Origin of the sequence: Cupriavidus nantongensis, from assembly GCF_041726985.1 — a bacterium.
GTDB classification, from domain to species: Bacteria; Pseudomonadota; Gammaproteobacteria; order Burkholderiales; family Burkholderiaceae; genus Cupriavidus; species Cupriavidus nantongensis_A.
Map to the genome: position 1 here is coordinate 1,951,417 of NZ_CP168303.1, position 26,115 is coordinate 1,977,531.

General features: G+C 67.8%; 23 protein-coding genes. 2 read left to right on the forward strand and 21 right to left on the reverse strand.

The features are described from left to right. Positions 1-11 precede the first annotated feature (11 nt). From ACEI37_RS20205 to ACEI37_RS20270, 14 genes are all read right to left on the reverse strand, one after another. The gene (locus ACEI37_RS20205) at positions 12-1,040 is read right to left on the reverse strand and encodes a sulfonate ABC transporter substrate-binding protein (protein ID WP_373377909.1); all 1,029 of its coding nucleotides are present in this window, start codon (positions 1,038-1,040) and stop codon (positions 12-14) included. A gap of 155 nt (positions 1,041-1,195) precedes the next feature. After that, positions 1,196-1,819: an NADPH-dependent FMN reductase gene (gene ssuE, locus ACEI37_RS20210; protein WP_373377910.1), complete on the reverse strand. Its 624-nt coding sequence runs from the start codon at positions 1,817-1,819 to the stop codon at positions 1,196-1,198. A gap of 74 nt (positions 1,820-1,893) precedes the next feature. Further along, positions 1,894-2,898 (reverse strand): sulfate ABC transporter substrate-binding protein, encoded by a 1,005-nt coding sequence (locus tag ACEI37_RS20215; protein WP_373377911.1) that lies wholly within the window; start codon positions 2,896-2,898, stop codon positions 1,894-1,896. 437 nt (positions 2,899-3,335) lie between these two features. Further along, positions 3,336-3,878: a bacterioferritin gene (locus ACEI37_RS20220; RefSeq protein WP_116295464.1), complete on the reverse strand. Its 543-nt coding sequence runs from the start codon at positions 3,876-3,878 to the stop codon at positions 3,336-3,338. A 269-nt stretch (positions 3,879-4,147) separates the two neighbouring features. Continuing rightward, positions 4,148-6,736 carry an ATP-dependent chaperone ClpB gene (gene clpB / locus ACEI37_RS20225; RefSeq protein ID WP_373377912.1) on the reverse strand — a complete coding sequence of 863 codons (2,589 nt, stop codon included), beginning with the start codon at positions 6,734-6,736 and terminating at the stop codon, positions 4,148-4,150. 225 nt (positions 6,737-6,961) lie between these two features. Continuing rightward, the gene (locus ACEI37_RS20230) at positions 6,962-7,843 is read right to left on the reverse strand and encodes a MaoC/PaaZ C-terminal domain-containing protein (RefSeq protein ID WP_373377913.1); all 882 of its coding nucleotides are present in this window, start codon (positions 7,841-7,843) and stop codon (positions 6,962-6,964) included. Beyond that, a complete protein-coding gene (locus tag ACEI37_RS20235) occupies positions 7,843-9,990 on the reverse strand; it encodes a D-(-)-3-hydroxybutyrate oligomer hydrolase (RefSeq protein ID WP_373377914.1) in 2,148 nt (715 codons plus the stop codon). Before ACEI37_RS20235 ends, ACEI37_RS20230 begins: the two co-directional genes overlap by 1 nt. A gap of 120 nt (positions 9,991-10,110) precedes the next feature. Then, positions 10,111-11,664, reverse strand: coding sequence for a long-chain fatty acid--CoA ligase (locus ACEI37_RS20240; RefSeq protein WP_373377915.1), 1,554 nt, complete (start codon positions 11,662-11,664; stop codon positions 10,111-10,113). 14 nt (positions 11,665-11,678) lie between these two features. Continuing rightward, positions 11,679-12,755 carry a branched-chain amino acid ABC transporter permease gene (locus ACEI37_RS20245; protein WP_373377916.1) on the reverse strand — a complete coding sequence of 359 codons (1,077 nt, stop codon included), beginning with the start codon at positions 12,753-12,755 and terminating at the stop codon, positions 11,679-11,681. Between the two features lie 10 nt (positions 12,756-12,765). Continuing rightward, entirely contained in the window at positions 12,766-13,791 is a 1,026-nt protein-coding gene (locus ACEI37_RS20250; protein WP_373377917.1) for a branched-chain amino acid ABC transporter permease, read from the reverse strand. Between the two features lie 195 nt (positions 13,792-13,986). Beyond that, positions 13,987-14,727: an ABC transporter ATP-binding protein gene (locus ACEI37_RS20255; RefSeq protein WP_373377918.1), complete on the reverse strand. Its 741-nt coding sequence runs from the start codon at positions 14,725-14,727 to the stop codon at positions 13,987-13,989. Further along, positions 14,720-15,481 (reverse strand): ABC transporter ATP-binding protein, encoded by a 762-nt coding sequence (locus ACEI37_RS20260; RefSeq protein WP_116309954.1) that lies wholly within the window; start codon positions 15,479-15,481, stop codon positions 14,720-14,722. The genes ACEI37_RS20255 and ACEI37_RS20260 overlap by 8 nt, the downstream gene beginning before the upstream one ends. A 92-nt stretch (positions 15,482-15,573) precedes the next feature. Beyond that, positions 15,574-16,761, reverse strand: a complete 1,188-nt coding sequence (locus ACEI37_RS20265; protein WP_373377919.1) for a substrate-binding domain-containing protein — start codon at positions 16,759-16,761, stop codon at positions 15,574-15,576. 108 nt (positions 16,762-16,869) lie between these two features. Further along, positions 16,870-17,529, reverse strand: a complete 660-nt coding sequence (locus ACEI37_RS20270; protein WP_115680462.1) for a TetR/AcrR family transcriptional regulator — start codon at positions 17,527-17,529, stop codon at positions 16,870-16,872. A gap of 273 nt (positions 17,530-17,802) precedes the next feature. Here ACEI37_RS20270 and ACEI37_RS20275 point away from each other — a divergent pair, with 273 nt between their 5' ends. After that, positions 17,803-18,678, forward strand: coding sequence for an alpha/beta fold hydrolase (locus ACEI37_RS20275; protein WP_373377920.1), 876 nt, complete (start codon positions 17,803-17,805; stop codon positions 18,676-18,678). Here the strand turns inward: ACEI37_RS20275 and crcB are convergent. The 7 genes from crcB to ACEI37_RS20310 form a co-directional block, all read right to left on the reverse strand. Next, a complete protein-coding gene (crcB, locus tag ACEI37_RS20280) occupies positions 18,660-19,040 on the reverse strand; it encodes a fluoride efflux transporter CrcB (protein WP_373377921.1) in 381 nt (126 codons plus the stop codon). The genes ACEI37_RS20275 and crcB overlap by 19 nt on opposite strands. Beyond that, entirely contained in the window at positions 19,040-19,525 is a 486-nt protein-coding gene (gene moaE / locus ACEI37_RS20285) for a molybdopterin synthase catalytic subunit MoaE (protein ID WP_373377922.1), read from the reverse strand. The genes crcB and moaE overlap by 1 nt, the downstream gene beginning before the upstream one ends. Position 19,526: 1 nt before the next feature. Beyond that, entirely contained in the window at positions 19,527-19,784 is a 258-nt protein-coding gene (gene moaD / locus ACEI37_RS20290; protein WP_373380289.1) for a molybdopterin converting factor subunit 1, read from the reverse strand. 32 nt (positions 19,785-19,816) lie between these two features. Next, on the reverse strand, positions 19,817-21,055 hold the full coding sequence (gene glp, locus ACEI37_RS20295; protein WP_373377923.1) for a gephyrin-like molybdotransferase Glp: 1,239 nt from the start codon (positions 21,053-21,055) through the stop codon (positions 19,817-19,819). Between the two features lie 176 nt (positions 21,056-21,231). Beyond that, positions 21,232-22,677 (reverse strand): threonine synthase, encoded by a 1,446-nt coding sequence (gene thrC / locus ACEI37_RS20300; RefSeq protein WP_373377924.1) that lies wholly within the window; start codon positions 22,675-22,677, stop codon positions 21,232-21,234. 21 nt (positions 22,678-22,698) lie between these two features. Further along, on the reverse strand, positions 22,699-24,009 hold the full coding sequence (locus ACEI37_RS20305; protein ID WP_373377925.1) for a homoserine dehydrogenase: 1,311 nt from the start codon (positions 24,007-24,009) through the stop codon (positions 22,699-22,701). 50 nt (positions 24,010-24,059) lie between these two features. After that, positions 24,060-25,295, reverse strand: a complete 1,236-nt coding sequence (locus tag ACEI37_RS20310; RefSeq protein ID WP_373377926.1) for a pyridoxal phosphate-dependent aminotransferase — start codon at positions 25,293-25,295, stop codon at positions 24,060-24,062. Positions 25,296-25,610: 315 nt separating this feature from the next. Between ACEI37_RS20310 and ACEI37_RS20315 the strand changes: the two genes are divergently transcribed. After that, positions 25,611-25,994 (forward strand): Mth938-like domain-containing protein, encoded by a 384-nt coding sequence (locus ACEI37_RS20315; protein WP_373377927.1) that lies wholly within the window; start codon positions 25,611-25,613, stop codon positions 25,992-25,994. The last annotated feature ends 121 nt before the right edge of the window (positions 25,995-26,115 follow it).

Below are 26,115 nucleotides of genomic sequence, written 5' to 3' on the forward strand. Positions count from 1 at the left end.
TGGCTGGCGGGTTAGCGCCTGGCCTGCTGCTGCGGCGCGGCCCAGCGCGCATCGGCGACCCTGACCGGTCTCGGAATCAGCTTCAGCGCGTGAAACGCATCGGCAATGCGTTGCTGCTCGGCCAGTACCTCGGCACTGACCGGGCGCGCGCCGTACGAGAAGCGCGACACCGCAAGCGCGAGCACATCGGCCGGCAGCCCGGTTTCGCCGGTCAGCACCGTGGTGGCGTCCTTGGGGTGCTGTTGCGCCCAGGTGCCGAGCGTCGCCAGTTCCTCCAGGATCAGGCCGACGATTTCCGGCCGGGCCTGGGCATAGGGGCGTGAGGCCAGGTAGAACTGGTGGTTGCTGACCACGTTCTTGCCATCCGCGCCGCGGCCATCGGCCAGCACGCGCGCGCCCAACTGCTTCTCGGCGGCGGCGAGGAACGGGTCCCAGATCACCCACGCGTCGACCGCGCCGCGCTCGAAGGCGGCGCGCGCATCGGCCGGCGGCAGGTAGACCGGCTGGATCTCGCTGTAGGCGATGCCGGCCTGCTCCAGCTGGCGCACCAGCAGGTAATGCACGTTGGAGCCCTTGTTCAGCGCCACGCGCTTGCCGCGCAGGTCGGCCACCGAGCGCAGCGCCGAGCCCCTGGGCACGACGATGGCCTCGGCCACCGGCGCCGGCGGCTCGTTGCCGACATAGGCCAGCTGCGCTCCCGCGGCCTGCGCGAAGATCGGCGGCGCCTCGCCGACGGTGCCGAAGTCGATGGCGCCGACATTGAGTCCCTCGAGCAGTTGCGGCCCGGCCGGGAACTCGGTCCACCTGACGCTGATGCCTTGCGGCGCCAGCCGCTTCTCCAGCGTGCCGCGCGCCTTCAGCAGCGTCAGCGTGCCGTACTTCTGGTAGCCGATGCGCAGCACCTTGGGGTCGATGTTGTTCGACTGCGCCTGGGCACGGCCGGGCAGCAGCCCGTAGGCCAGGCCCGTGGCAAGCACCAGCGCTGCGGTTATGAGTCGGCGGCGCTGGCTTGCGGTGCGCAGCGGGTTGGTCGTTGTCATGTGAAGTCCTCCATGGCCCGCGACGATGTGCTGCGGGCCAGATCGATGTCCGGGATGGTTGCGGCAGCACACCGCCCTGCCCCCGCGTGGCGGGTGGCATCGCGTCGCTGCCGTTGCGCCGGGCTCGCCGGCGCCACTACAGTCAAGCCATCAGTTCAGGCGGAACATCGCTCGGCCACCGCGATCGCGGCGGCGCGGCGGACATAGGCGCCGGGCACCACGTCGAGGGGCACCTCGATGCGGGCATGCGCCAGCGCATCGCGCACGCGCAGCACGCCTTCGTCCAGCCGCGCCGTCAGCGCGGCATCGAAGCGCGCCTGGCGCGCGCCGGCGGCATCGACCGCTTCGATCTGCTGGTCCACGGCAAAGATGCCGGGCAGGATCTGGCGCGAACCGAGCGCAGCCAGCACCGGCCGCAACGCGTAGTCGATCGCCAGCGCGTGCGCCAGGCTGCCACCCGTGGCGATCGGCAGCACGATCTTGTCGCGCAGCCCGGTCTGCGGCAGCAGGTCCAGGAAGGCCTTGAGCAAGCCGCTGTAGGCGGCCTTGTAGACCGGCGTGGCCAGTACCACCACCTGCGCCTCGGCCACGGCACGCGTGGCAGCATCGATGGCCGGGTCGTCGGCGCGCGCGGCCAGCAGCGGGCCGGCCGGAAGGTCGCGCAGGTCGAGATGGCGGGTGCGTTCGCCGGCAGCCTCGAGCGCCGTGCGCAGGTGCGCCAGCACGAGACCGGAGCGGGACTGGGCCGACGGGCTGCCGGAGAGCGTCAGGATGGACATCGGGCTTCCTTGTCTGGATGGACCGGTCGACGCCGCAGCCGCCCCACGCGGCCCGGCGCGCCGGCCTGGGGGTCTTATTTCTTGCCGGGCTGGTAGATCTGGTCGAACGAGCCGCCGTCGGCAAAGTGAGTCTTCTGCGCCTTCTGCCAGCCGCCGAACACCTCGTCGATGGTGAACAGCTTCACTTTCGGGAAATTGGCGGCGTACTTGGCCGCGACCTTCTGCGAGATCGGGCGGTAGTAGTTCTTCGCCGCGATCTCCTGCCCTTCGTCGGTGTACAGGAACTGCAGGTACGCCTCGGCCGCCTTGCGCGTGCCCTTCTTGTCGACCACCTTGTCGACCACCGCCACCGGCGGCTCGGCCAGGATCGACACCGACGGCGCGACGATGTCGAACTTGTCCGGGCCCAGTTCCTTGATCGCCAGGATGGCTTCGTTCTCCCACGCGATCAGCACATCGCCCAGGCCGCGTTCGACAAAGGTGGTGGTCGCGCCGCGCGCGCCTGAATCCAGCACCGGCACATGCTTGAGCAGTTCGCCGACGAAGTCGCGCGCCTTGGCGTCGTTGCCGCCCGGCTGGCGCAGCGCATAGCCCCACGCCGCCAGGTAGTTCCAGCGCGCGCCGCCCGAGGTCTTGGGGTTGGGCGTGATCACCTGCACGCCGGGCTTGACCAGGTCGCCCCAGTCCTTGATGCCCTTGGGATTGCCCTTGCGCACCAGGAACACGATGGTCGAGGTGTACGGCGAGGCGTTGTGCGGCAGGCGCTTCTGCCAGTCCGGCTTGATCAGGCCCTTCTCGGCGATGGCGTCGATGTCGTAGCCCAGCGCCAGCGTGACCACGTCGGCGTCGAGCCCGTCGATCACCGAGCGCGCCTGCTTGCCCGAGCCGCCGTGCGACTGGCGCACGTTCACGGCATCGCCGCCCTGGGCCTTCCAGGCCTTGGCAAAGGCGGCGTTGACATCGACATACAGCTCGCGCGTCGGATCGTAGGAAACGTTCAGCAGGTTGGCAGCGCCCGCGGTCTGCGCCGCGCCAATTGCTGCCAGGACGGCCAGTCCGATGGCCAGTTTGCGGATCATCTTGTGTTGCTCCCGTCAGTGTCGTGAATGGCGCCTTGCGCCTGTTTGCGTGGCCCGCCGGTGGGGCGGGCTGGTTGTCAGGAGCAAGACTACCGACGGGGCTATCCGAACGGAACGAAGGGTTTCGCCGATCCTTCGCCGTTTTCTGCATAAGATCCGGCGGAAATATGGGCATACCGGTGCGGCGCACTTACCGGCTCGATGGTTCAGCGGGCAGGTGGCGCAGCAGGTGGCGCAGCAGGTGGCGCAGCAGGTGGCGCAAACGGCACGTACAAAAAAGAAAACGCCCGCACCGGCAAACCGGTGCGGGCGAAGTTTCCATTCTGGAAACGGGTAGACAAGTCATGAAGAGCGCCCCCGCATCTCCATGACCGGGCAGATCTTATCGGGCCGGCCGCGACCGCGGCTTGACCCATATCAAGTGCGCGGCAATCGCATCAGCCGCCGCCCTGCCGGCTCAGCAGGTCTGCCATCTCGTCGGCATGCTCCTCTTCCACGGCGAGGATCGACTCCATCAGCCGGCGCGATGTCGGGTCGCGCTCGCCCAAAAACTGGATGATCTCCCGGTAGCTGTCGATGGCAATGCGCTCGGCCACCAGGTCTTCCTTGATCATGTCGGTCAGCGAGGTGCCGGCCACATACTCCGCATGCGAGCGGCTGGTCAGCCCGTCCGGGGCAAAGTCAGGCTCGCCGCCCAGCTGCACGATGCGCTCGGCAATCTGGTCGGCATGGCCCTGCTCTTCGTTCGAATGCGCCAGGAATTCATCGGCCACGCTCTTCGAGTTCGGCCCCTTGGCCATGTAGTAGTGGCGACGGTAGCGCAGCACGCAGACCAGTTCGGTCGCCAGCGCGTCGTTCAGCAGCTTCAGCACGGTGTCGCGGTCGGCAGCGTAGCCTGCGGTCACCGCCCCTTCGTCGATGTGCTGACGGGCACGCTCGCGCAGGGTCTTGACGTCTGTGAGGAAAGGCTTGTCGTTCATAAAGGGCTCCTGGGGGATGGGGCTGCGTGGGCGCAGCGCCTTGTAAGGAAACTCAACCCTTTTGCAACGCGAAAAACGTGCCACTTGGCATCACCCTGCAATCCCTTGGCAGCCGTAGCGCCGTCTCAAATGCCGCGTGAAATATTTGCACGGGTGCGGACCGCATTACACGGGGACCAAAAAGAAAAAATCCCTGCGCTCGCGCGCAGGGATTGTGCATGGCAACGCTTGTCCACGCCTCCCCGTGTGCGGGGAGGCGACGCTCAGCCTCAGTCCAGCTTCCGCCCGAACGTGAACTCCCCGTCGGTGTAATCCACCGGCACCACATCCTTGGCGGCGAACTTGCCTTCGAGGATGGCCCGTGCCACCGGGTTCTCGATCTGCTGCTGGATCGCGCGCTTGAGCGGCCGCGCCCCGAACACCGGGTCGTAGCCCGCGCTGGCGATTTTCTCCAGCGCCATGTCGCTGACCTCCAGCGTCATGTCCATGCGGGCCAGGCGAGCCTGCAGGCGCTGCAGCTGGATGCGCGCGATCGACTCGATGTTCTTCTGGTCGAGCGCGTGGAACACCACGACTTCATCGATCCGGTTGAGGAACTCCGGCCGGAAATGCGTGCGCACTTCCTGCCAGACCGCGCCCTTGATCGCTTCCTGCGGCTCGCCGGCCATCGACTGGATGATCTGCGAACCGAGGTTGGAGGTCATCACGATCACCGTGTTCTTGAAGTCCACGGTACGGCCCTGGCCGTCGGTCAGGCGGCCGTCGTCCAGCACCTGCAGCAGCACGTTGAAGACGTCCGGGTGGGCCTTCTCGACTTCGTCGAGCAGCACCACGCTGTAAGGCTTGCGGCGCACGGCCTCGGTCAGGTAGCCGCCTTCTTCATAACCGACGTATCCCGGCGGCGCGCCGATCAGGCGGCTGACGCTGTGCTTCTCCATGAATTCGCTCATGTCGATGCGGATCAGGTGCTCTTCCGAGTCGAACATGAACTCGGCCAGCGCCTTGCACAGCTCGGTCTTGCCGACGCCAGTCGGGCCCAGGAACAGGAACGAGCCATAAGGCTTGTTCTCGTCCGCCAGCCCGGCACGCGAACGGCGGATGGCGTCGGACACCAGCCGCACGGCCTCGTCCTGGCCGACCACGCGCGCATGCAGGCGGTCTTCCATCTTCAGCAGCTTCTCGCGCTCGCCCTGCATCATCTTCGAGACCGGGATGCCGGTGGCGCGGCTCACCACCTCGGCGATTTCCTCGGCGCCCACCTGCGTGCGCAGCAGCTTGTTGGGCTGCTTCTGCTCGCGGGCCTCGGCATCGGTCGCGGCCTTGAGCTTGCCTTCCAGGCCCGGCAGCTTGCCGTACTGCAGCTCGGCCACCTTGTCGAGCTTGCCTTCGCGCTGCAGCCTGGAGATCTCGAGCTTGACCTTCTCGATCTCCTCCTTCAGCGCGGCCGTGCCCTGCGCGGCGCCCTTCTCGGCCTTCCAGATTTCATCCAGGTCCGCGTATTCCTTCTCCAGGCGTGCGATCTCCTGCTCGATCAGCTCCAGGCGCTTGAGCGAGGCTTCGTCGGTCTCTTTCTTGACCGCCTCGCGCTCGATCTTCAGCTGGATGGTGCGGCGCTCGAGCTTGTCCATCGACTCCGGCTTGGAATCGATTTCCATCTTGATGCGCGCGGCGGCTTCGTCGATCAGGTCGATGGCCTTGTCGGGCAGGAAGCGGTCGGTGATATAGCGATGCGACAGCTCCGCCGCGGCGACGATGGCCGGGTCGGTGATCTCGACGCCGTGGTGCAGCTCATACTTTTCCTGCAGGCCGCGCAGGATGGCGATGGTGGCCTCGACGCTAGGCTCGTCCACCAGCACCTTCTGGAAGCGGCGCTCGAGCGCGGCATCCTTCTCGATGTACTTGCGGTATTCGTCCAGCGTGGTCGCGCCGATGCAGTGCAGTTCGCCGCGCGCCAGCGCCGGCTTGAGCATGTTGCCCGCGTCGATCGCGCCCTCGGCCTTGCCGGCGCCGACCATGGTGTGGATCTCGTCGATGAAGACGATGGTCTGGCCTTCGTCCTTGGCGACGTCGTTCAGCACGGCCTTGAGCCGTTCCTCGAACTCGCCGCGGTACTTGGCGCCGGCCAGCAGGCCGGCCATGTCCAGCACCAGCACGCGCTTGTTCTTCAGGCTTTCCGGCACCTCGCCATTGACGATGCGCTGCGCCAGGCCTTCGACGATGGCGGTCTTGCCCACGCCCGGCTCGCCGATCAGCACCGGGTTGTTCTTGGTGCGGCGCTGCAGGATCTGGATCGCGCGGCGGATCTCGTCGTCGCGGCCGATCACGGGATCGAGCTTGCCGATGCGCGCGCGCTCGGTCAGGTCGATGGTGTACTTTTTCAGGGCTTCGCGCTGGCCTTCGGCCTCGGCGCTGTTGACCGAGTCGCCGCCGCGCACGGCCTGGATCGCCGACTCCAGCGACTTGCGGTTGAGCCCGTGCTCGCGCGCGAGCCGGCCGGCGTCGCCCTTGTCGTCGGCGACGGCCAGCAGAAACAGTTCGCTGGCGATGAACTGATCGCCGCGCTTGATCGCTTCCTTCTCGGTGGCATTGAGCAGGTTCACCAGGTCGCGGCCGATCTGGACCTCGCTGGTGCCCTGCACTTGCGGCAGGCGCTTGATGGCCGCGTCCAGCGCGGTCTGCAGGCCCTGCACGTTGGCGCCGGCGCGTGCCAGCAGCGCCTTGGCGGCGCCGTCATCCTGCGCCAGCAGGGCGCGCAGCACGTGCTGCGGATCGATGTACTGGTTGTCGTTGGCCAGCGCCAGGCTTTGCGCATCAGCCAGCGCTTCCTGGAACCGGGTAGTCAGCTTGTCAAGACGCATAAGGATTCCCTCTCTCGGATAGGTCGTGTCCTGATGCGGGGGGCGGGGGCGCCGGCGAAGCTTGCCGCCGCGCCCGTATGCCCTGCCGGACACTCATGTCATACCGAAAGATAAGGCTTTGCCGTGACATTTCAAGGCCGCATTCCGCACGGGATCGCGCCCTCCGGCGTTGCGCTGCGCGGGCGCACTGCCGCGGCGGCATGTGATGCCAGCGATACGCGTGCGCTACGCGGCGCGGTCGGCGCCCTTGTCCGCCAGGTTGCGCACCAGCACCAGCGACTCGCCCTGCACCACCACCCGGCCGTCCGCGCCGGTCACCACGCTGGCCAGGTTGACGAGATCCTTGTCAGCGCGCAGCCGCACGATGCGCACCCGCGCCGTCAGCGGCTCGTCCAGCCACGCCGGCGCCGCCAGCCGCAGCGACTGCTTCATCCACCCGGTGCCGCGTCCCGGCAGCCGGGTGCCGAGCAGGTCCGAGAACATGCCTGCCAGCAACGGCAGCGGCACCACCGGCCCCGCGAAGCCCCGCGCACGGGCGAAACCCGCATCGGCGTGGAACGGGTTGGCGTCTTCGGTCAGCGCGATGTACTCGTCCAGGTCCGCCGCGGTGAAGGCCCGCACCGCGGCCGCCTGCTGGCCCGGACGCAAGCCGTACAGGGCCGTGTCGTCATCCTGCGCAACCGGGTCCGCTCCGGCTGGCTGGCCGGCCAGTGCGGCGGGACTCGCGTCCGCCAGCCAGCGCGACTCGCCCACGGCCGTCACCCGCGGCGCCTGGCCGGGCCCGTCCGCGCAGCTCACCGTGGTGGCGTAGGCGGCAAGCCCGACGGGCGCCGGCTGCGCAGACAGCGCAAACTGCACCGCATCGCCAACGAACGCCGGCGCCGGGAACATCAGCGTCTGCGCGACCGGCAAGGCCGGCCGCGGCAGTTGCCGCGCGCCATGCGCGCACAGCAGCGAGAACAGCAACATGCCGTGCGCCACCGTGGCACCGAAATGCGTGCCACGGGCAAAGGCCGGATCGCAGTGGATCGGGTTATCGTCGCGCGACAGCGCGGCGAAGCGGTCGAAATCGCGCTGCGACAGCACGCGCGGCGGGTCGTCGTGCATCAGTCGGGCACCTGTACGGTATTGGCGGTGACGGTGATGGCGTTGCCGGGCGCCGGCGTGGCGGCGAACGGAGGTACGTTGGACGGCAGCAGCGCCGGCGCCGGGGTGTTGAGGGTGCCGCCGCGCGGCGTGGTCCGCAAGACCTGCGACGGCGGCAGCGCCTTGCCGCTGGTCAGGTTGTCGTAGACCGCGTCCAAAGCCCGGTTCAGGTAGACATGCAGCGGCACATAGCGGTTGCTGTAGCCCGGCACCACGCCGATGAAGGCATCGAAATGCTGCGCGTTCTCGACCTCCACGTAGGACAGCTTGCTGGTCACGCCCTCCTGCTGGCGGTTCAGGCCCAGGTAGGGGCGCGAGGTATGGTTGACCGGCAGCAGCGCGTCGCTGCGCCCATGCACGATCAGCGCCGGCTTGCCGCGCAGGTTGCCGTTGCGCAGCGTCAGCGCCTGGCCGTCCTGCAATGCAAGCGCCGCGGCATCCGAGCCGGTCAGCAAGCCGCGCAGGCAGCTGGCGCCGTCGTAGTTGAGGTCGGCGCGCTGGGTCGAGGCGGAGACGGACGGCAGGTTCAGGTAGGGCCCGTGCTGCGGATCGCGGTCGTTGATCAGCTGGACCGGCGCCTGCGGCGGAATGCCGTTGCCGGTCGCGTACATCGACGCCAGCGCGGCCGGCGCAATCGCAGCGGGCTTGAAGTCGGCCAGCGTGGCGGCAAAGCTGTAGCCGCACAGCCGGTCGGTCACGCTGGCCCGCGCGTAGGCGTTGGCATAAGTGACGGCGATCGCGGCGGCCACGTCGAATGCCGCGAGCGACGGGTGCAGGTCATCCGATTCCGCTTCCCAGCCGGCGGCACGCAGCGCCTGCAGCGCGCTGGCGCTCTGCTGGTCCGTGTTCGCGCCGGTGACCAGACCCTTCTCGGCCAGCGTCTGGCAGCGCGCGGCGAAGAACGGCGCCATGGTGGGGTTGGTGTAGAACGGCGCCTGCGTCAGCGCGGTGGCGCGCCCGGCGCAGTGCTGCAACAGGTTGGCCGTGGTGGTGTAGTCGTACAGCGTCAGGCCCGAGGCCGCCACCTGTGCCGCGCCGCGGCGCACCACGATGCCGGTGTTGGGCGGCATGTTCAGGTTGGGCTCGGCCACCGCCACCCCGTCGATCAGGCCGCCGGCATCCTGCTCCGCGGCGGCCACCGCGGCACCGCCGCCATTGGACACGCTCGAGGCGATCACCAGCACCTTGTCCTGGTCCAGCGTGCGCTGGCGCGTGCCGTTGGCCGACACGGCGCCGAAGCGGTCATTGATGGCCCACAGCGCAAACTCCACGGCCTGCAGCGTGAACTTGCCCCAGTCCTTCTCCGGGTTGCGTTGCGAATGCGCGTGCTTGAACGCGAGCCGGTGCGGGTTGGCGGCGGTGAATTCCGCCAGCGAGGTGGCGCCGGCCGGCGCGGCGAAGTGCGCGTTCTTGCCGGCGGCCGCGCGTGTGGTGCGGGTGCCGTCGATCAGCGGCACTGTGTCCGTGTCCAGGTCATGCGGTGCCGAGCCGGTGCCCTTGTCGGTGTAGGCCACCGCGCAGCCGCGCTTCAGGCCCCATTCGCCGGTGCCGATGGCGCCATACACGCCGCGCGAGCCCGATGAGGTCGCGGTGATCACGCAGGGTTTCGCGGTGTTGAAGGTGCTGGGGATCTGCACCATCATGGTCACGTTCTGCTGGCCGGAGCCGTCGTCGGAGTAGGCCACGTACTCGACGCCCGCGACCTTGCCCTCCGACGCGGTGACATTGCCCTGCGCATCGACATTGGGCCCATAGAGCGAGCCATAGCCGCCGCCGGCACTGGTGTCGACAATGGCGCGATAGTTGGTATAGATCGCATAGCGCCGCAATTCCGCCGCGGTGGGCGCCGCCGGGTTCAGCGGCAGTGGTGCGGTGCTGCTCGCAAGGCCGTCCTTGCCCAGCCCTGCGGTCAGCAGATCGTCGGTGGCGCCGTCGTAGCTGTTGATGGTGACCGCGCCGATATAGGCCGGCTTGGTATTGGGGTTGCCGCCGTTGCCGTTGCCGTTGTCGTCGCTGGATCCGCATGCGGACAGCATCGATGCGGCCGCCGCCAGCGCCGTGAGCCTGAGGCCGCGGTAACGCCGCGGCGAATGCTGCGTGGATTGCATGTCAACCTCCTTCTGTGGCCCCGCCCCGGGGCCGTCAAGACATACGTCGATGGAAGACTGCGAAAGACCGCGACCGCGAACAACGGGAACAACGTCAAACCACGGCAACTGGTGCGCGCTTCAGCCGCTGTTGCCGGCCAGGCCCGCACGCAGCTTGTGCTTTTCCACCTTGCCGGACGGCGTGCGCGGCAGCGCGTCGAGGAAGCGCACCTCGCGCGGCACCTTGTAGCCGGCCAGGTGCGCCTTGCAATGGGCGAGGACGGCATCGGCGTCGAGCGCGGCACCGGGGCTCGGCACCACCAGCGCCATGCCGACTTCGCCCCAGCGCGGGTCCGGCGTGCCGATCACCGCGGCCTCGGCCACGCCCGGCAACTGGAACAGCACGCTCTCGACCTCGGCCGGATAGACGTTCTCGCCGCCCGAGATAAACATGTCCTTGGCGCGGTCGACGATGTAGTAGTCGCCGTCCTCATCGCAATAGGCGATGTCGCCGGAATGCAGCCAGCCGTCGCGCAGCGACTGCGCGGTGGCCTCGGGCAGGTTCCAGTAGCCCGGCGTCACGCCCGGCCCCTTGATCAGCAGTTCGCCGCGCTCGCCGGGGCCGACGTCCACGCCGAGCGGATCGACGATGCGGGTCAGCATCGATCCCACCGGCTTGCCGATGCTGCCGAGCTTGCGGCGCGCGGTATCCTCGTCGCAAACGAAGACCGTGGGGCCGGTCTCGGTCATGCCGAAGCCGAAGCGGATGGTCACGCCCTTGGCCAGGTAGGCTTCCAGCAAGGGCCGTGGCACCGGCGAGCCACCCGCCGCCATATTGCGCACGCCCGACAAGTCCGTCTGTGCGAAGCGGGGATGCTGGCTCAGGAACAGGTACACCGCCGGCACCGCGAAGAACATGGTGATGCCCGCGCCGCTGCGGCGGTCGAGCCGGGCCAGCACGGCCTGCGGCTCGAATTGCCGCATGATGTGCACCGTGCCGCCGGCGTGCAGCACCGGGTTGGCGTACAGGTTCAGGCCGCCGGTATGAAAGAACGGCAGCACGTTGAGCAAGACGTCGTCGCGCGTGATCTGGTTGGCCAGCATCGCGTTGACGGCGTTGAAGAACACCATGCCGTAGGTCTGGATCACGCCCTTGGGCTTGCCGGTGGTGCCGGAGGTGTAGAGCAGGTGCCAGATCTCGCTCTCGTCGCGGCACGGCATCTCGATGATGCGGCCGGACGCGGCATCGAGCACGGCCTCGTATTCGGTCCAGCCGCCGGGCACGTCGGCGGCTTCATCATCGGCCAGGTGCAGCACCGCGCGCAGCGGCACCGCACTGGCCAGTTCCGCCGCCACGCCCAGGAAGCCATCGCCCGCCACCAGCACTTGCGGCGTGCAGTCATGCAGGATCGGCAACAGTTCGGCCGCGGGCAGGCGCCAGTTCAGGCACACCATCACCATGCCGGCCTTGGCGCAGCCATACAGCATCTCGAGATAGTCCGAGCTGTTGTGCGCCAGCACGGCCACGCGCGTGCCCGGTGCCAGCCGCAGATGGTCGCGCAGGAATTCGGCAAAACGGCTGGCGCGCTCGTCGACGTGGCGATAGGTCACGTGGCGGCCGCTCTCCACGTCCACCAGCGCGACCTTGTCGGGGAAATGCTGCGCGTTCCGGTGCAGCCAGTCGGTCACGTACATGGGCTAGCCTCCGCTCAGCTGGCGATGTCCTGGACCGGCCTGCTGCCGCGCAGCCGCCCCACCACGCCCTGCGGGAAATAATAGACGCTCAGCACGAACAGCAGACCCAGCCACAGCAGCCAGCGGTCCGGATGCAGCAGCGCCGACAGCAGCGGCAGCGCGGCGGTGCCGTCGCTGGCCAGCTTCATCACGTCCTGCAGGTAGGTCTGCGCCAGCAGGAACAGCACGGTGCCGATCACCGCGCCGTAGAGCGTGCCCATGCCGCCGATCACCACGATCAGCAGGATGTCGACCATGATCTCGAACGACAGTGAGGTGTCGGGGCCGTTGTAGCGCAACCAGATTGCCATCAGCACGCCCGCCAGTGTCGCGAACATGGCCGACAGCACTGTCGACACCGTGCGGTAGACCACGGTGCGGTAGCCGATCGCCTCGGCGCGGAAATCGTTCTCGCGGATCGCCTGCAGCACCCGGCCGAACGGCGAGTTGACGATGCGCAGCAGCGCCAGGAACAGCACCAGCGCGCCGGCGAATACCAGGTAGTAGCTGAGCAGCTTGCCGCTCAGCGGCACGCCCAGCCATTCGGCATCGCCCAGCGTAAAGCCGGGGCGCAGCACCTCGGGCACCTTGAAGGTCAGCCCGTCCTCGCCGCCGGTCCACTCCGACAGCTGCGAGACCAGCGTGGCGAAGGCGGTGGCCACCGCCAGCGTGATCATGGCGAAGAAGATCGCCCTCACCCGCAGCGAGAACAGTCCGATCAGGAAGGCCAGCAACGCCGACACCGCCAGCGCCCCGGCCGTGCCGGCCAGCAATGCGCCCCAGCCCGGCTCCATGCGAGACATGGCGATGGCCACGCCATAGCCGCCGATGCCGAAGAACATGGTGTGGGCAAACGAGACGATGCCGGTATAGCCCAGCAGCAAATCGTAGCTGGCCACCAGCACCACGAAGATGCAGATCTTGGCCGCCATGTTGAGCGCGCGCGCGCCGGGGAACGCAAACGGGGCGCATGCCAGCGCCACCAGGATCAGCAGCAGCAGCGCCGCCAGCACGCGGCTGCGCGGCAGGTCGCCGGAGAGAAGTCGGATCATGGTCGTGCCCTCAGCGCCGCGCCACCGGAAACAGCCCTTGCGGGCGCCACAGCAGGATCAGCATCATCAGCAGGATGTTGGAGAACAGAGCAACCTTGGGGAACAGGAAACCGGTGTAGTTGGCCATCAGCCCTACCAGCAGTGCCCCGACAAAGCAGCCGGTGGTTGAGCCCAGCCCGCCGATGATGATCACGATGAAGATCAGCACATTGACCTGCGCCCCGATCGCCGCCGTGATGTTCTGCTGGTACAGGCCCCACAGCACGCCGCCCAGCCCGGCCAGCCCTGCGCCCGCGACGAACACGCCGATGAACAGGCGCCGGATGCGGTAGCCCAGCGCCTCGACCATCTCGCGGTTCTCCACCCCGGCGCGGATCAGCAGGCCGATGCGGGTGCGGTTGAGCAGCAGCAGCATGGCGATGAAGATCGCCAGCCCCAGTGCCATCGCGATCAGCCGGTATTTCTCGATCGCCGCGTCGCCCAGCAGCACCGCGCCGCGGAAGGTGGTGGGCACCTGCAGCGCGATGGTCTCGGGGCCCCAGATCGCCTTGATCAGCTGCTCGGCCACGATCATGCCGCCCATCGTGATCAGGATCTGCTTGAGGTGCTGGCCGTAGACCGGACGCACCACCACGCGCTCGAAGAACAGCCCGACCGCGCCGGCGGCCACCATCGCCGCGGCGATCGCCAGCGCAAACACCGACAGGTTCAGCGCCAGACTGTCGGCCTCGACCCAGCCCGCCAGCGGCAGCAACACCGAGGCCGCGACATACGCGCCCAGTGCGATGAACGCGCCATGGCCGAAGTTGAGCACGTCCATCAGTCCGAACACCAGCGTCAGCCCGGACGACACCACGAAGATGATCATCCCCATCGCCAGGCCGGCAATGGTCAGCGTAAGCCAGGTCGACGGGCTGCCGACCAGCGGAAAGGCCAGCAGCATCAGCAAGGGCGCGAGTGCCAGCGGGGTCCAGTCGAGGCGGACCTTGGGCAAGGCTGCCGGCGCGGTGCTTGATAGGGTCGTTGAAGTTGTCATGGGTTACGTCCTGCCTTGGGCATATCGTTCCGCGCGCTGGGTACTCCCTCTCCCGCTTGCGGGAGAGGGTTGGGGTGAGGGCGGGCGTGTCGACGCAGTGATGCGTGTCGGTATGCCAGTACCTGCCCTCACCCCCTGCCCCTCTCCCGCAAGCGGGAGAGGGGAGCAAACCATCGGTCTCGCTGATCGCTTTCGCTACTGGTGCGCCGCCAGCGACAACCCCAGCAGTTGCTGCTGCAAGGCCTCATCCTCCGCCAGCGCCGCCATCGCGCCGGTATGCACCGTGCGGCCATCGTCCATCACCGCCACCGTATCGCCCACCGACTTCGCCATATGGAAGTTCTGCTCCACCAGCAGGATCGACACCTCGGTCTGCTTCAGCTCGCGGAACACATGGATCATGTTCTGGATGATCGCCGGCGCCAGACCCTTGGTCGGCTCGTCGACGATCAGCAGCTGGCGCGGCTCGATGATGGCGCGCGCCACTGACAGCATCTGCTTCTGCCCGCCCGACAGCACGCCGGCGCGCTGGTGCCAGAAGGTCTTCAGCGCCGGAAACATGCGGAATACCCAGTCCAGCCGGCGTTCATCGATGGCGCCGGTGCGGGCCGCCAGGCGCATGTTCTCGGCCACGGTCAGGTCGGAGAACACGCTCATGTTCTCGGGCACGTAGGCAATGCCGGCCTGCGCGATCGCCGGCGTGCTGCGCCGCGTGATATCGGCGCCGTTGAAGCTGACGGTGCCGGCGCTGGCCTGCCACAGGCCCATGATGGTGCGCAGCGTGGTGGTCTTGCCGGCGCCGTTGCGCCCCAGCAGCATGGTCACGCCGCCGCGCGGCACGGTGAAGCTGACGCCATGCAAGATGTGGTACGGGCCGATATGGGTCTGCACGTCCTGCAATTGCAGGATCGGCTGCGCCGTGGTCGCCTCAGCCATGGCTGCCCTCCTCTTCCGGCAGGCCCAGGTAGGCCTGCTGCACCACCGGCGATGCGATCACCTCGGCCGGATCGCCATCCGCCACCAGCGTGCCGTTGTGCAGCACGATGATGCGGTCGGCCAGCGAGCGCACCACGTCCATCTTGTGCTCGACCAGCAGCACGGTCTTGCTGCGGTCCTGGCGGATCTCGCGGATCAGGTCCAGGATCACCGGCACTTCGTCGACGCTCATGCCCGCGGTGGGTTCGTCGAACATGAACACGCGCGGCTGCAGCGCCAGCAAGATGCCGACCTCCAGCTTGCGCTGGTCGCCGTGCGGCAGTGACGCCACGGTCAGGTGGCGCTTGCCGGCCAGCGCCACGCGCTCAAGGATGGCCATGGCCTGCGCCTGCAGGTCGCGGTGGCGCGACCACATCGAAAACAGGTCGATGCCGCGCTGCTGCCGCGCCTGCACCGCCAGCCGCACGTTCTCCAGCACCGACAGCTGCGGGAACAGGCTGGTCAGCTGGAACGCGCGGCCGATGCCGCGCCGGGTCTTCTGCGACACCGGCAGGCGCGTCACGTCCTCGCCATCGAGCAGGATCTGCCCGGCAGTGGGCGGCAGTTGCCCCGAGACCAGGTTGAAATACGTGGTCTTGCCGGCGCCGTTGGGGCCGACGATGCAGGTCAGCTCGCCGGGCCGGAACGCGCACGACACCGCATTGACGGCGACGTGGCCGCCAAAGCGGATGGTGAGCCCGCGCGTTTCCAGCAGCGGCCGCGCCGCGGAAGGCGCCGCGCCCGCGGGCTGGCCCGCCGGCTGCGACGGCGCCGGCGCGGTCCTGGCGTAGGAGGCTGGCGCGTCCATCAGCGGTGGTTGCGCACGGGCACGTTCATTTCCTCGGGCTTGATCTCTCGCACGAGCTCCGGCACGCCCCAGGCAAAGGCCGGGTCCACCTTGATCTTGAAGTGGTACATCGACTGCATCGCCTGGTGGTCTTCCTTGCGGAAGGTCATCCGGCCCTTGGGCGTGTCGAACGACATGCCTTCCATCGCCGCGATGAGCTTCTCGGTGCCGGTTTCGCCATGCGTCTTCTTCAGGGCTTCGACCAGCGCGATGCCCGCGCTCATGCCGCCCGCGGTGAAGAAATCGGGCGGCGCCTTGAACTTGCTGTAGTGGTTGGACACCAGCCACTCGTTGGCCTTGTTCTTGGGAATGCCGAAGTAGTAGTACGTGGCCCCTTCCATGCCCGGGAAGTTCTTGTAGCTGGCCATCGCGGGCAGGATGTTGCCGCCGGTGGCGATCTCGATGCCGTAGCGTTTCGGGTCCAGGTCGGCGATCTTGAACGGGTTGCCGGCGCCCGCCCAGATGATGAAGATCACCTTGCGGCCGGGCTTGTCCTTGAGCGAATCGAACAGCCGCTGCGCGCCGGCGGTGAAGTCCGTGGTATTGGTCGGCAGGTATTCCTCATGCACGATCTTCGCGTGCTTGAGCGCGCCCTTGAAGGCCTTGACGCCGTCGCGGCCGAAGGCATAGTCCTGCGCCAGCGTGGCGATCTGCACGCCCGGCTTGTCCAGCGCCACCGCGTTGGAAATCGCGTCCTGCGATGAATTGCGGCCGGTGCGGAAGATATAGCGGTTCCACTTGTCGCCGGTGATGGAGTCCGCCACGGCGGGCTCGACCAGCAGCACCTTCTTGTATTCCTCGGCCACCGGCAGCATCGCCAGCGCCGTGCCGGAGGACGTCGGGCCCACCGCGATGTCGGCGCGGTCGTCGCTGTAGGCCGCGGCCAGCTGGGCCTTGGCCACGTCCGGCTTGCCCTGGGTGTCCTTCTCGATCACCACCAGCTTGTTGCCGTTGACGGTCATGGTGCCGTTGGTGGCGTATTCCAGGCCCATCATCAGGCCGGTCTGGGTCTGCTTGGCATAGGCCTCGAGCGCGCCGGTCTTGTCGTAGACGTGGGCGATGCGGATGTCCTTGGCCAGCGCGGCGCCGGTGCCGAGCAGCGCGGCGGCCAGGGCCAGGGCGCGTAGGGCGTGGGGGTTGCGATGCATTGCGGTCTCCTGGGTTCGGTCTCGTTTGTGTTTGTAGGGATGAAACCTGCTGCAACTGCGTGGCATGCCGGCTGGCGGCGCATGCGGGCCGGTACGGCGCAATCGGACCTATCGCGTCTGGCGCGGCTGCAGGCCGTGCGCGATCAGGTCGAAGGCGGTATCGACCACCTTCTCCATCGACGGCGGACGCTTCCAGCGCGCATAGCGCATGCCGAGGAAATTGCTGATGCCGATCAGGCACCAGGCGCGCACCTCGGCATCGCCCGGCACGATTTCGCCCTGCTCTTCGGCGCGGGTCAGGCGCCGGCTGTAGAGCTCGGCGAACACCTGGAAATAGCTGCTGTAGATGGTCTCGTCGACCGAGTAAGAATCCAGCACGATCCGGTACAGGTTCTTGTGGCGCGAAACGAAGGACAGGAACGCCTTCAGGCCCAGGCGCTCGGCCTCCATCTGGGTTTCGGCGGCGGCCACGTGCTTGCGCAGGTGCGCGCGCACCAGTTCCAGCATATGCGCGACCAGCGCGCGGAAGATGTCTTCCTTGTCTTTGAAGTACAGGTAGAAGGTGCCCATCGCCACCTTGGCTTCCTGCGTGATCTCGGAAATCGACGCGGCGTAGTAGCCTTTCTCGCCGAACACCTTCTCGGCGGCGCGCAGCAGCGCCTCGCGTGTCTTCTGCCCGCGCGCGGTCTTGGGCGGGCCCATGCCGCCGGCGGGGCCGGTGGCGTCGACGTCGGCTATGCCGGTGTCGCCAGTCTGGGTGGTGGACATCTTGTCTCCGGTGGCGCTGCGCGCCTTGTCATGGAAATGCCGACCGCTACCTGTACTGCCGGCGCCGGCAGATTGTCGGCAGGCGCCTCCTCGCCCCTGCCGCCCATTTGCCTTCCACTTGCCGTCGCCCGGAACCGACATTCAGGCAAAACCTGATATCTGATTCATGTTTCATCGTATAAATTGCGCAGCGTGGATGTCAATAGAGGGGCACCCTCACCCCGGGCGGCATCCGGGACATCTTTTACCCCTCCAGCCAGCCGAGACACGCCGTTGGACGCTTCCGATCCGGTACCCGCCAGCCCCGCCGCGCCGCCCTATGCGCTCCATCCGGCGCGCGGCGCCCTGCCCGGCTGGCGCGAGGCTGGCCAGGGACGGCCCTTGCTGCTGTTGCACGGCTGGTCGGTCAGCGGCGCGGCCTTTGACGGACAGCGCGCGCTGGCGCTGGATGGCTTCCGCGTGATCGCGCCCGACCATGCCGGCCACGGCCTGTCGCGCCAGCGCGCCGGCGCGACCATCGCGGCGCTCGCGCGCGACGTCGCCGCGCTGGTCTCGCACCTCGGGCTGGCTGACGTGGTGGTGGCGGGCTGGTCGATGGGCGCGATGGTGGCCTGGGCCCTGCTGCGCGACCAGCCGCAACTGCCGCTCGCGGCGGTGGGCAGCATCGACATGACGCCCCGCATGGTCACTGATCAGGGCTGGCCGCATGGGCTGCACGGCCATTACGACCGGGCTCATGCCTGTCAGATGGCGGAGCGCGTCCGCGCCGACTGGCCCCGGCTGGCGCCGTCGGTGGCATCAGGCTTGTGGGCCGCAGGCCGGCGTCCGGAGGCAGCGGCGACGCAGCGCGTCGCGCACATGGCGCAGCAGTGCGATGCCGCGGCGCTGGCCAGCTTGTGGGAAGACATGGCGCGGCAGGACTTTCGCAACACGCTGCGCGCGGCGCGGCTGCCATTGTTCCATTTGTACGGAGAGTCCAGCCGGCTGTATGCGCCGGCAGTGGGCATTGCCACGCGCGCCTTGCAGCCCGCGGCGGGTTTCAGCGTGGTGGCCGGGGCGGGCCATAGCCCGCATATGGAGCAGGCGTCCGCCTTCAACGCCGCGCTGCTGGCCCTGATCCGGGACGCCGATCAGGCCAGCATGCGATAGGTCCAGAGCCCCAGCGCGGTCAGCAGCAAGGAGCCGCCGAGATGCAGCAGCAAGTGCATCGCCGCCCAGCCGTAGTCGCCGGCGATCAGGTTGGCCACGACCTCGCTCGAGAACGTCGAGAACGTAGTGAGCCCGCCGAGGAACCCGGTGATGGCCAGCAGGCGCCATTCCGGCGGCAGGCCTGCATGGGTATCGAAGAAGCCGACCGCCAGGCCGATCAGGTAGCCGCCCAGCAGGTTGGCAGCGAGCGTGCCATAAGGCATCGCCGGATTGACGGCATTCCACAGCACCGAGAATCCCCAGCGCAGCCATGCCCCCGCCGCGGCGCCGACACCGACGGCGACAAACCCCAATGGCCCCATCAGGGCTGGTCCTCGCCGCTGGCGTTGATCGACTGGATGCCCCAGCGCTTCAGCGCGTCTTCATCGGTCACCCGTGCATCGACCCAGCGCGCGCCCTCGGGCGTTTCTTCCTTCTTCCAGAACGGCGCTTCGGACTTGAGGTAGTCCATGATGAATTCGCAGGCGGCAAAGGCATTGCCGCGGTGCTTCGATGCGACCGCGACCAGCACGATCTGGTCCAGCGGCAGCAGCGGGCCGACGCGATGGATGACGGTGACGCCCAGCAGTTCCCAGCGCGCGCGCGCCGCCGCCTCGATCTGCGCCAGCGCCTTCTCGGTCATGCCCGGGTAATGCTCCAGCTCCATCGCGCTGACGGCGCTGCCCTCGCTGACGTCGCGCACGGTGCCGATAAAACTGGCCACGGCGCCGACCTGCGGGTTATCGGCGCGCAGTGCCGCGACTTCCGCGCCGAGATCGAAATCCTCACGCTGCACCCTGACGCTCATCTCAGCCTCCGGTCACGGGCGGGAAAAACGCGACTTCGCAGCCGTCGGCAAGCGCGGTATCGGCGCGCGCCACGGCATGGTCGACGGCCATGCGCAGGGCGCGGCCCTCGGCCAGGGTCTCGGCCCAGGCGCCGCCGCGCTGGCGCAGCCACTGGCGCAGCGCGCCGACGGTGCACACCTCGGGCGGCACCTCGGCGCGCTCGGCGGACACGCCGAGTTGCTCGCGCACGCTGGCAAAGAATCGGAGTTCGATGATCATCGCTGCCTTCTGCATCCTGGTCATGCCGGCCGCTACGCGAGCAGGCCGTCAAACGGAATGAACTGCACGGTGTCGCCGCGCGCGATCGCCTGGTTGGGCGGATTGTCGATCAGGCCATCGCCCCACACGGTGGAGGTCAGCACCCCCGAGCTCTGGTTCGGGAACAGGTCCAGACCACCCTCGGCGTTGACTCGCGCGCGCAGGAATTCGTTGCGGCGGTCCCCCTTCTTCAGCTCGAAATCGGCGCGCAGCGGCAGGCGCCGCGGCGTCACCTCGGCCACGCCCTGCAGGCGCAGGATGAACGGGCGCACGAACAGCAGGAAGGTCACGAAGCTGGACACCGGGTTGCCCGGCAGCCCGAGGAAAAACGCTGGCTCGCTACCGTTGCCGACCTGCCCGAACGCCAGCGGCTTGCCCGGCTTGATCGCGATCTGCCACATATCGAGCCGCCCCTCGGCCTCGACCGCGGGCTTGATATGGTCTTCCTCGCCGACCGAGACGCCGCCCGAGGTAATGATCAGGTCATGGCCCTGCGCCGCGCGGCGCAGCGTCTCGCGCGTCGCCGCCAGCGTATCGGGCACGATGCCGAAGTCGCTGACCTCGCAGCCCAGGTTTTCCAGCAGGCCGCGCAGCGTGAAGCGGTTGGAGTTGTAGATCGCGCCTGGCTTGAGCGGCTCGCCAGGCATGGCCAGTTCGTCGCCGGTGAAGAACACCGCGACGCGCACGCGGCGCACCACCTCGAGCCGCGCCTGGCCGACCGACGCGGCCAGGCCAAGCGCCTGCGGCGTCAGCCGCGTGCCCGCCGGCAGGATCACGCTGCCGGCTTCGATGTCCTCGCCGGCGCGCCGCACCCATTCGCCGGACTGCGGCACGTGGTTGACGATCACGTCGTCGCCCTCGGCCGTGCATTGCTCCTGCATCACCACGGCATCGGCGCCGGGCGGAATCAGCCCGCCGGTGAAGATGCGCGCCGCGGTGCCGGGCTCCAGCGCGGTGCCGACATGGCCGGCGGGAATCCGTTGCGACACCCGCAGACGCGTGCCCGCGGCCGGCACCTCGGCGGCGCGCACGGCGTAGCCGTCCATCGAGGTATTGTCGGCCGGCGGCACGCGCAGCGTGCTCGTCACCGGCGCGGCCAGCACACGGCCGTTGGCGGCCAGCGTGTCGATCGACTCGGCCTGCGCCAGCGGCCGGGCGGCGCCAAGCAGCGCGTCGAGCGCCTGGGCCATGGTCAGCATCGGGGGACGGGAAGGTGCTGCGGCTTGAGTCATGGTGCGATGTGGGAAAGGGTTGGCCCACGAAAAACGGCCCGCGCATTGCCGGCACCCGCGCGCGGGGCTGGCAATCCGGGGACCGTGGATCGGGCCCGCAGCCTGATTGTAGCGAGTTGGACCGGACCCGGCACGCGGCGGCGCCGCAGCCACGTCCGAGGTCCGCACCTGCGCGCTTACAGGCCGGTGTGGCGGGCGATATAGGCCTTCACCTGTGCGGCGTCGGCGGGCATTACCTCGAAGCGCTGCGGCAGGCTCTCGATGCCCTCGAACTTCGCCGGGCGCTCCGGCTCGTGGCCGAGCGCTTCGCGGATAGTGTCGGCAAACTTGGCCGGCAGCGCGGTTTCCAGCACCACCATCGGCACGCCGGCGCTGAGATGCTCGCGCGCCACCTTGATGCCGTCGGCGGTATGGGTATCGATGGTGATGCCATAGCGCGACGACAGGTCGCGGATGGTCGCCAGCCGGTCCTGGTGCGTGCTGCGTCCGGAGACAAAGCCGAACTGGCGGATGCGGTCGAATTCCGGCGTGCCCGACAGGTCGAAGCCGCCCTGCTCTTCCACGTCGCGGAACAGCGCTGCAAGCTTGCCGGCGTCCTGGCCCAGCAGGTCGAACACGAAGCGCTCGAAGTTCGAGGCCTTGGAGATGTCCATGCTCGGGCTGGAGGTGTGGTAGGTCTCGGCCGACTTGCGCACGCGGTAGGCGCCGGTGCGGAAGAACTCGTCGAGCACGTCGTTCTCGTTGGTGGCGACCACCAGCTTGTCGATCGGCAGGCCCATCATGCGCGCGATATGGCCGGCGCAGACATTGCCGAAGTTGCCCGAGGGCACGCAGAACGAGACCTTCTGGCCGGGACCGTCGGTCGCCAGCAGCCAGCCCTTGAAGTAGTACACCACCTGGGCCACCACGCGCGCCCAGTTGATCGAGTTGACCGTGCCGATCTTCTGGCGTGCCTTGAAGGCGTGGTCGTTCGAGACCGCCTTGACGATGTCCTGGGCGTCGTCGAACACGCCATCGATAGCGATGTTGAAGATGTTCGGATCCTGCAGGCTGAACATCTGCGCGGTCTGGAACGCGCTCATCTTGCGGTGCGGGCTCAGCATGAAGACGCGGATGCCGCGCTTGCCCCGCATCGCGTATTCGGCCGCGCTGCCGGTATCGCCGGAGGTAGCGCCCAGGATGTTCAGCTCCTGCCCGGCGCGCGCCAGCGCGTACTCGAACAGGTTGCCGAGCAGCTGCATCGCCATGTCCTTGAACGCCAGCGTCGGGCCGTTGGACAGGCCCAGCAGCTGCAGCCTGGTGCCGCCTTCCTCGCCCAGCGTGCGCAGCGGCGTGATGTCTGCGGTGTTGTCGCCTTCGCGCGCGTTGCAGTACACCTCGGCGGTATAGGTCTTGCGCGTCAGCGCGCGCACGTCTTCGGCGGGAATGTCGTCGCAGAACTTGCGCAGGATCTCGTAGGCCAGGTCGGCGTACGGCAGCTTGCGCCACGCTTCCAGCTCATCGGCCGTGACCTGCGGATACTGCGCGGGCAGGTACAGACCGCCGTCCGGCGCCAGGCCGCCCAGCAGGATCTCGGAAAACGATTGCGGCATCTCGTGGCCGCGGGTCGACTGGTATTTCATGACAATGGTCCGGTCCGGCCCTTAGTTCAGTTCTTCCATGCGCAGGCGCGTCACCGCGGACAGCACCGTGGGCAGTGCCTCGATCTTCGCGATGGCTGCGTTGACGTGCTTCTCGCGCGTGATGTGGGTCAGGATGATGATGTCGGTCTGCGGCTCGCCTTCGCGCGATTCCTTCTGCAGCATGGCGTCGATCGAGATCCCGCCCTCGGCCAGGATGCGCGTGATCTCGGCCAGCACGCCGGTCTCGTCGGACACGCGCATGCGCAGGTAGTACGAGCTGTTGATCTCTTCGATCGGCAGCACCGGCACGCTCGACAGCTCGTCGGGCTGGAACGCCAGGTGCGGCACGCGGTGCTCGGGATCGGCGGTGTGCAGGCGGGTCACGTCGACCAGGTCGGCGATCACCGCCGAGGCGGTCGGCTCGGCGCCGGCGCCCTTGCCGTAGTAGAGCGTGGCGCCCACGGCGTCGCCCTGCACCAGCACCGCGTTCATCGCGCCTTCCACATTGGCGATCAGGCGGGTGGCCGGCACCAGCGTAGGATGCACGCGCAGCTCGACGCCGTCGTCGCGGCGGCGGGTGATGCCCAGCAGCTTGATGCGGTAGCCCAGCTCTTCGGCGTACTTGATGTCGGTGGCCGACAGCCTGGTGATGCCTTCGACGTGGGCCTTGTCGAACTGCACCGGCATGCCGAAGGCGATCGCGCTCATCAGCGTGACCTTGTGCGCGGCGTCGACGCCTTCAATGTCGAAGGTCGGGTCGGCCTCGGCGTAGCCCAGCTGCTGCGCTTCCTTCAGGACCGCGTCGAAATCGAGGCCCTTGTCGCGCATCTCGGACAGGATGAAGTTGGTGGTGCCGTTGATGATGCCGGCGATCCACTGGATGCGATTGGCGGTCAGGCCTTCGCGCAGCGCCTTGATGATGGGGATGCCGCCGGCCACCGCGGCCTCGAACGCGACGATCACGCCCTTCTTGCGCGCGGCTTCGAAGATCTCGTTGCCATGCACGGCCAGCAGCGCCTTGTTGGCGGTGACCACGTGCTTGCCGTTCTCGATCGCCTTGAGCACCAGCTCGCGCGCAATGCCGTAGCCGCCGATCAGTTCGATGACGATGTCGACGTCGGGGCGGTTGACCACCGCGTTGGCATCGCTGACGATCTCCACTTCCCCATTGGTCAGTTCGCGCGCGCGTTCGGTGTTGAGATCGGCCACCACGGCAATCTCGATGCCGCGGCCGGCGCGGCGACGAATTTCTTCCTGGTTGCGCTTGAGCACGTTGAACGTGCCGCTACCGACGGTACCGATGCCGAGCAGGCCAACTTTGATGGGGTTCATGGACAAATCTTCTGAGTTGCTAAGGATGGGTTGCGGCGCGGCCGGCCGGATCAGGCCGCTGCCTTGCCGTGGCGTTTTCGGTAGGCCTCGAGGAAGCGCGCGATGCGGCCGATGGCCTCGCGCAGGTCTTCCTCGTGCGGCAGGAACACGATGCGGAAATGGTCGGGCCGGGCCCAGTTGAAACCGGAGCCCTGCACCAGCAGCACCTTGGACTCCTGCAGCAGTTCATAGATGAACTCCTGGTCGTCCTGCACCGGGTACATCGACAGGTCCAGCTTCGGGAACAGGTACAGCGCCGCCTTGGGCTTGATGCAGGTCACGCCCGGAATCGCGGTGATCAGTTCGTAGGCCAGGTCGCGCTGGCGGCGCAGGCGCCCGCCTTCGGCGACCAGGTCGTTGATGCTCTGGTAGCCGCCCAGCGCGGTCTGGATCGCCCACTGGCCCGGCACGTTGGCGCACAGGCGCATCGACGACAGCATGTTCAGGCCTTCGATGTAGTCGATGGCCGGGCGCTTGTCGCCCGACACCACCATCCATCCGGCGCGGTAGCCGCACGAGCGGTAGTTCTTCGACAGGCCGTTGAAGGTCACCGTCAGCACGTCGGTCGACAGCGAGGCGATCGAGGTATGGGTGTTGCCGTCGTACAGGACCTTGTCGTAGATCTCGTCGGCAAAGATGATCAGCCCATGCTCGCGCGCGATTGCGACGATCTCGCGCAGCAGCTCATCCGAATATAGCGCCCCGGTGGGGTTGTTCGGGTTGATGATGACGATGGCCTTGGTATGCGGCGTGATGCGCGCCCGGATATCGGCCGGGTCGGGCATCCACTCGTTGGACTCGTCGCAGATGTAGTGCACCGGCGTGCCGCCCGACAGGCTCACCGCTGCGGTCCACAACGGATAGTCCGGCGCCGGCACCAGCACTTCGTCGCCGGTATTGAGCAGCGCGTTGACCGCCATCACGATCAGTTCGGAGGCGCCGTTGCCTACATAGATATCGTCCAGGCCGACGCCTTCGATATTTTTTTGCTGGGTATAGTGCATGATCGCCTTGCGCGCGGCGAAAATGCCCTTGGAATCGGAATAACCTGCCGAATTTGGCAGGTTTCGCATCATGTCCTGCTGAATTTCCTCCGGCGCATCGAAGCCGAACACGGCCAGGTTGCCGATATTCAGCTTGATGATCTTGTGCCCTTCTTCCTCCATCTGCTTGGCCTTTTCCAGCACCGGCCCGCGGATGTCGTAGCAAACGTTATTGAGTTTGTTGGATTTCTGGATGGGTTTCACGGCGATGTCGGGCAAGCGTGGCGTGCCGCGTCGGCGGCACCGGACAGGGAATCGAGGCGATCTGACAGAATCTGAAAGAATGCGGAGGCGCCGTCCGCTGCGATGCAACGCAAACGTGGCAGACAGGGAGGCAAAAGCTATAATTTATCGGATTATGACAGACTTCGGCAGGGATTCTTGCATTGCAGCGTGCGCTGTCCGCGCGCACCGCGGCCGCCTGCCCGCTGTCGTCCATCCACGGCCCGCCCGGCCCGCCGGCCCTCCGCTCCGCGGACCCGCGCGCCAGCCCGCGCCGGCCACCGCCGAGATCCCCAAGTGAAACTCCACGCCGACCAGCCCCAGTCGCTCAACACCGTCACGGCCTACGGGCCTGGGTATATCGAAATCAACCTCGTGCGCCACACCAGCTCGGTGCTGGTCATGCCGGAGGGCGAAGTGCGGCCCTGGCCGGTCGACCGCTTCGAAGACCTGGAGCCCGCGCATTTCGAGCAGCTGTCCCAACTGGGACCCGAAGTCGTGCTGCTCGGCACTGGCTCGCGGCTGCGCTTTCCGCACCCGCGCCTGACCGCATCGCTGGCGCGCCGCCACGTCGGCGTCGATGCCATGGACATGCAGGCCGCCTGCCGCACCTACAACATCCTGATGGCCGAGGGCCGCAAGGTGGCGGCGGTGCTGCTGCTCGAGCCCCAGGCCAGCTGACGCGGCCCAGGCGAAAGTTGAGCAGTCGCCACGCTTGAAGTCCGGGCGAGGCGCCCCAATCTGCTCGCGCTGAGGCGGCAGCCCCTCTCCCGATTCCAACGATCTCACCGATCCCCTGCCC

Excerpts from the sequence above, each read along its gene's own strand:
- ACEI37_RS20205 (WP_373377909.1), bottom strand. The coding sequence starts at position 1,040 with ATGACAACGACCAACCCGCTGCGCACCGCAAGCCAGCGCCGCCGACTC.
- ssuE (WP_373377910.1), bottom strand. The coding sequence starts at position 1,819 with ATGTCCATCCTGACGCTCTCCGGCAGCCCGTCGGCCCAGTCCCGCTCC.
- ACEI37_RS20215 (WP_373377911.1), bottom strand. The coding sequence starts at position 2,898 with ATGATCCGCAAACTGGCCATCGGACTGGCCGTCCTGGCAGCAATTGGC.
- ACEI37_RS20220 (WP_116295464.1), bottom strand. The coding sequence starts at position 3,878 with ATGAACGACAAGCCTTTCCTCACAGACGTCAAGACCCTGCGCGAGCGT.
- clpB (WP_373377912.1), bottom strand. The coding sequence starts at position 6,736 with ATGCGTCTTGACAAGCTGACTACCCGGTTCCAGGAAGCGCTGGCTGAT.
- ACEI37_RS20230 (WP_373377913.1), bottom strand. The coding sequence starts at position 7,843 with ATGCACGACGACCCGCCGCGCGTGCTGTCGCAGCGCGATTTCGACCGC.
- ACEI37_RS20235 (WP_373377914.1), bottom strand. The coding sequence starts at position 9,990 with ATGCAATCCACGCAGCATTCGCCGCGGCGTTACCGCGGCCTCAGGCTC.
- ACEI37_RS20240 (WP_373377915.1), bottom strand. The coding sequence starts at position 11,664 with ATGTACGTGACCGACTGGCTGCACCGGAACGCGCAGCATTTCCCCGAC.
- ACEI37_RS20245 (WP_373377916.1), bottom strand. The coding sequence starts at position 12,755 with ATGATCCGACTTCTCTCCGGCGACCTGCCGCGCAGCCGCGTGCTGGCG.
- ACEI37_RS20250 (WP_373377917.1), bottom strand. The coding sequence starts at position 13,791 with ATGACAACTTCAACGACCCTATCAAGCACCGCGCCGGCAGCCTTGCCC.
- ACEI37_RS20255 (WP_373377918.1), bottom strand. The coding sequence starts at position 14,727 with ATGGCTGAGGCGACCACGGCGCAGCCGATCCTGCAATTGCAGGACGTG.
- ACEI37_RS20265 (WP_373377919.1), bottom strand. The coding sequence starts at position 16,761 with ATGCATCGCAACCCCCACGCCCTACGCGCCCTGGCCCTGGCCGCCGCG.
- ACEI37_RS20270 (WP_115680462.1), bottom strand. The coding sequence starts at position 17,529 with ATGTCCACCACCCAGACTGGCGACACCGGCATAGCCGACGTCGACGCC.
- crcB (WP_373377921.1), bottom strand. The coding sequence starts at position 19,040 with ATGGGGCCATTGGGGTTTGTCGCCGTCGGTGTCGGCGCCGCGGCGGGG.
- moaE (WP_373377922.1), bottom strand. The coding sequence starts at position 19,525 with ATGAGCGTCAGGGTGCAGCGTGAGGATTTCGATCTCGGCGCGGAAGTC.
- moaD (WP_373380289.1), bottom strand. The coding sequence starts at position 19,784 with ATGATCATCGAACTCCGATTCTTTGCCAGCGTGCGCGAGCAACTCGGC.
- glp (WP_373377923.1), bottom strand. The coding sequence starts at position 21,055 with ATGACTCAAGCCGCAGCACCTTCCCGTCCCCCGATGCTGACCATGGCC.
- thrC (WP_373377924.1), bottom strand. The coding sequence starts at position 22,677 with ATGAAATACCAGTCGACCCGCGGCCACGAGATGCCGCAATCGTTTTCC.
- ACEI37_RS20305 (WP_373377925.1), bottom strand. The coding sequence starts at position 24,009 with ATGAACCCCATCAAAGTTGGCCTGCTCGGCATCGGTACCGTCGGTAGC.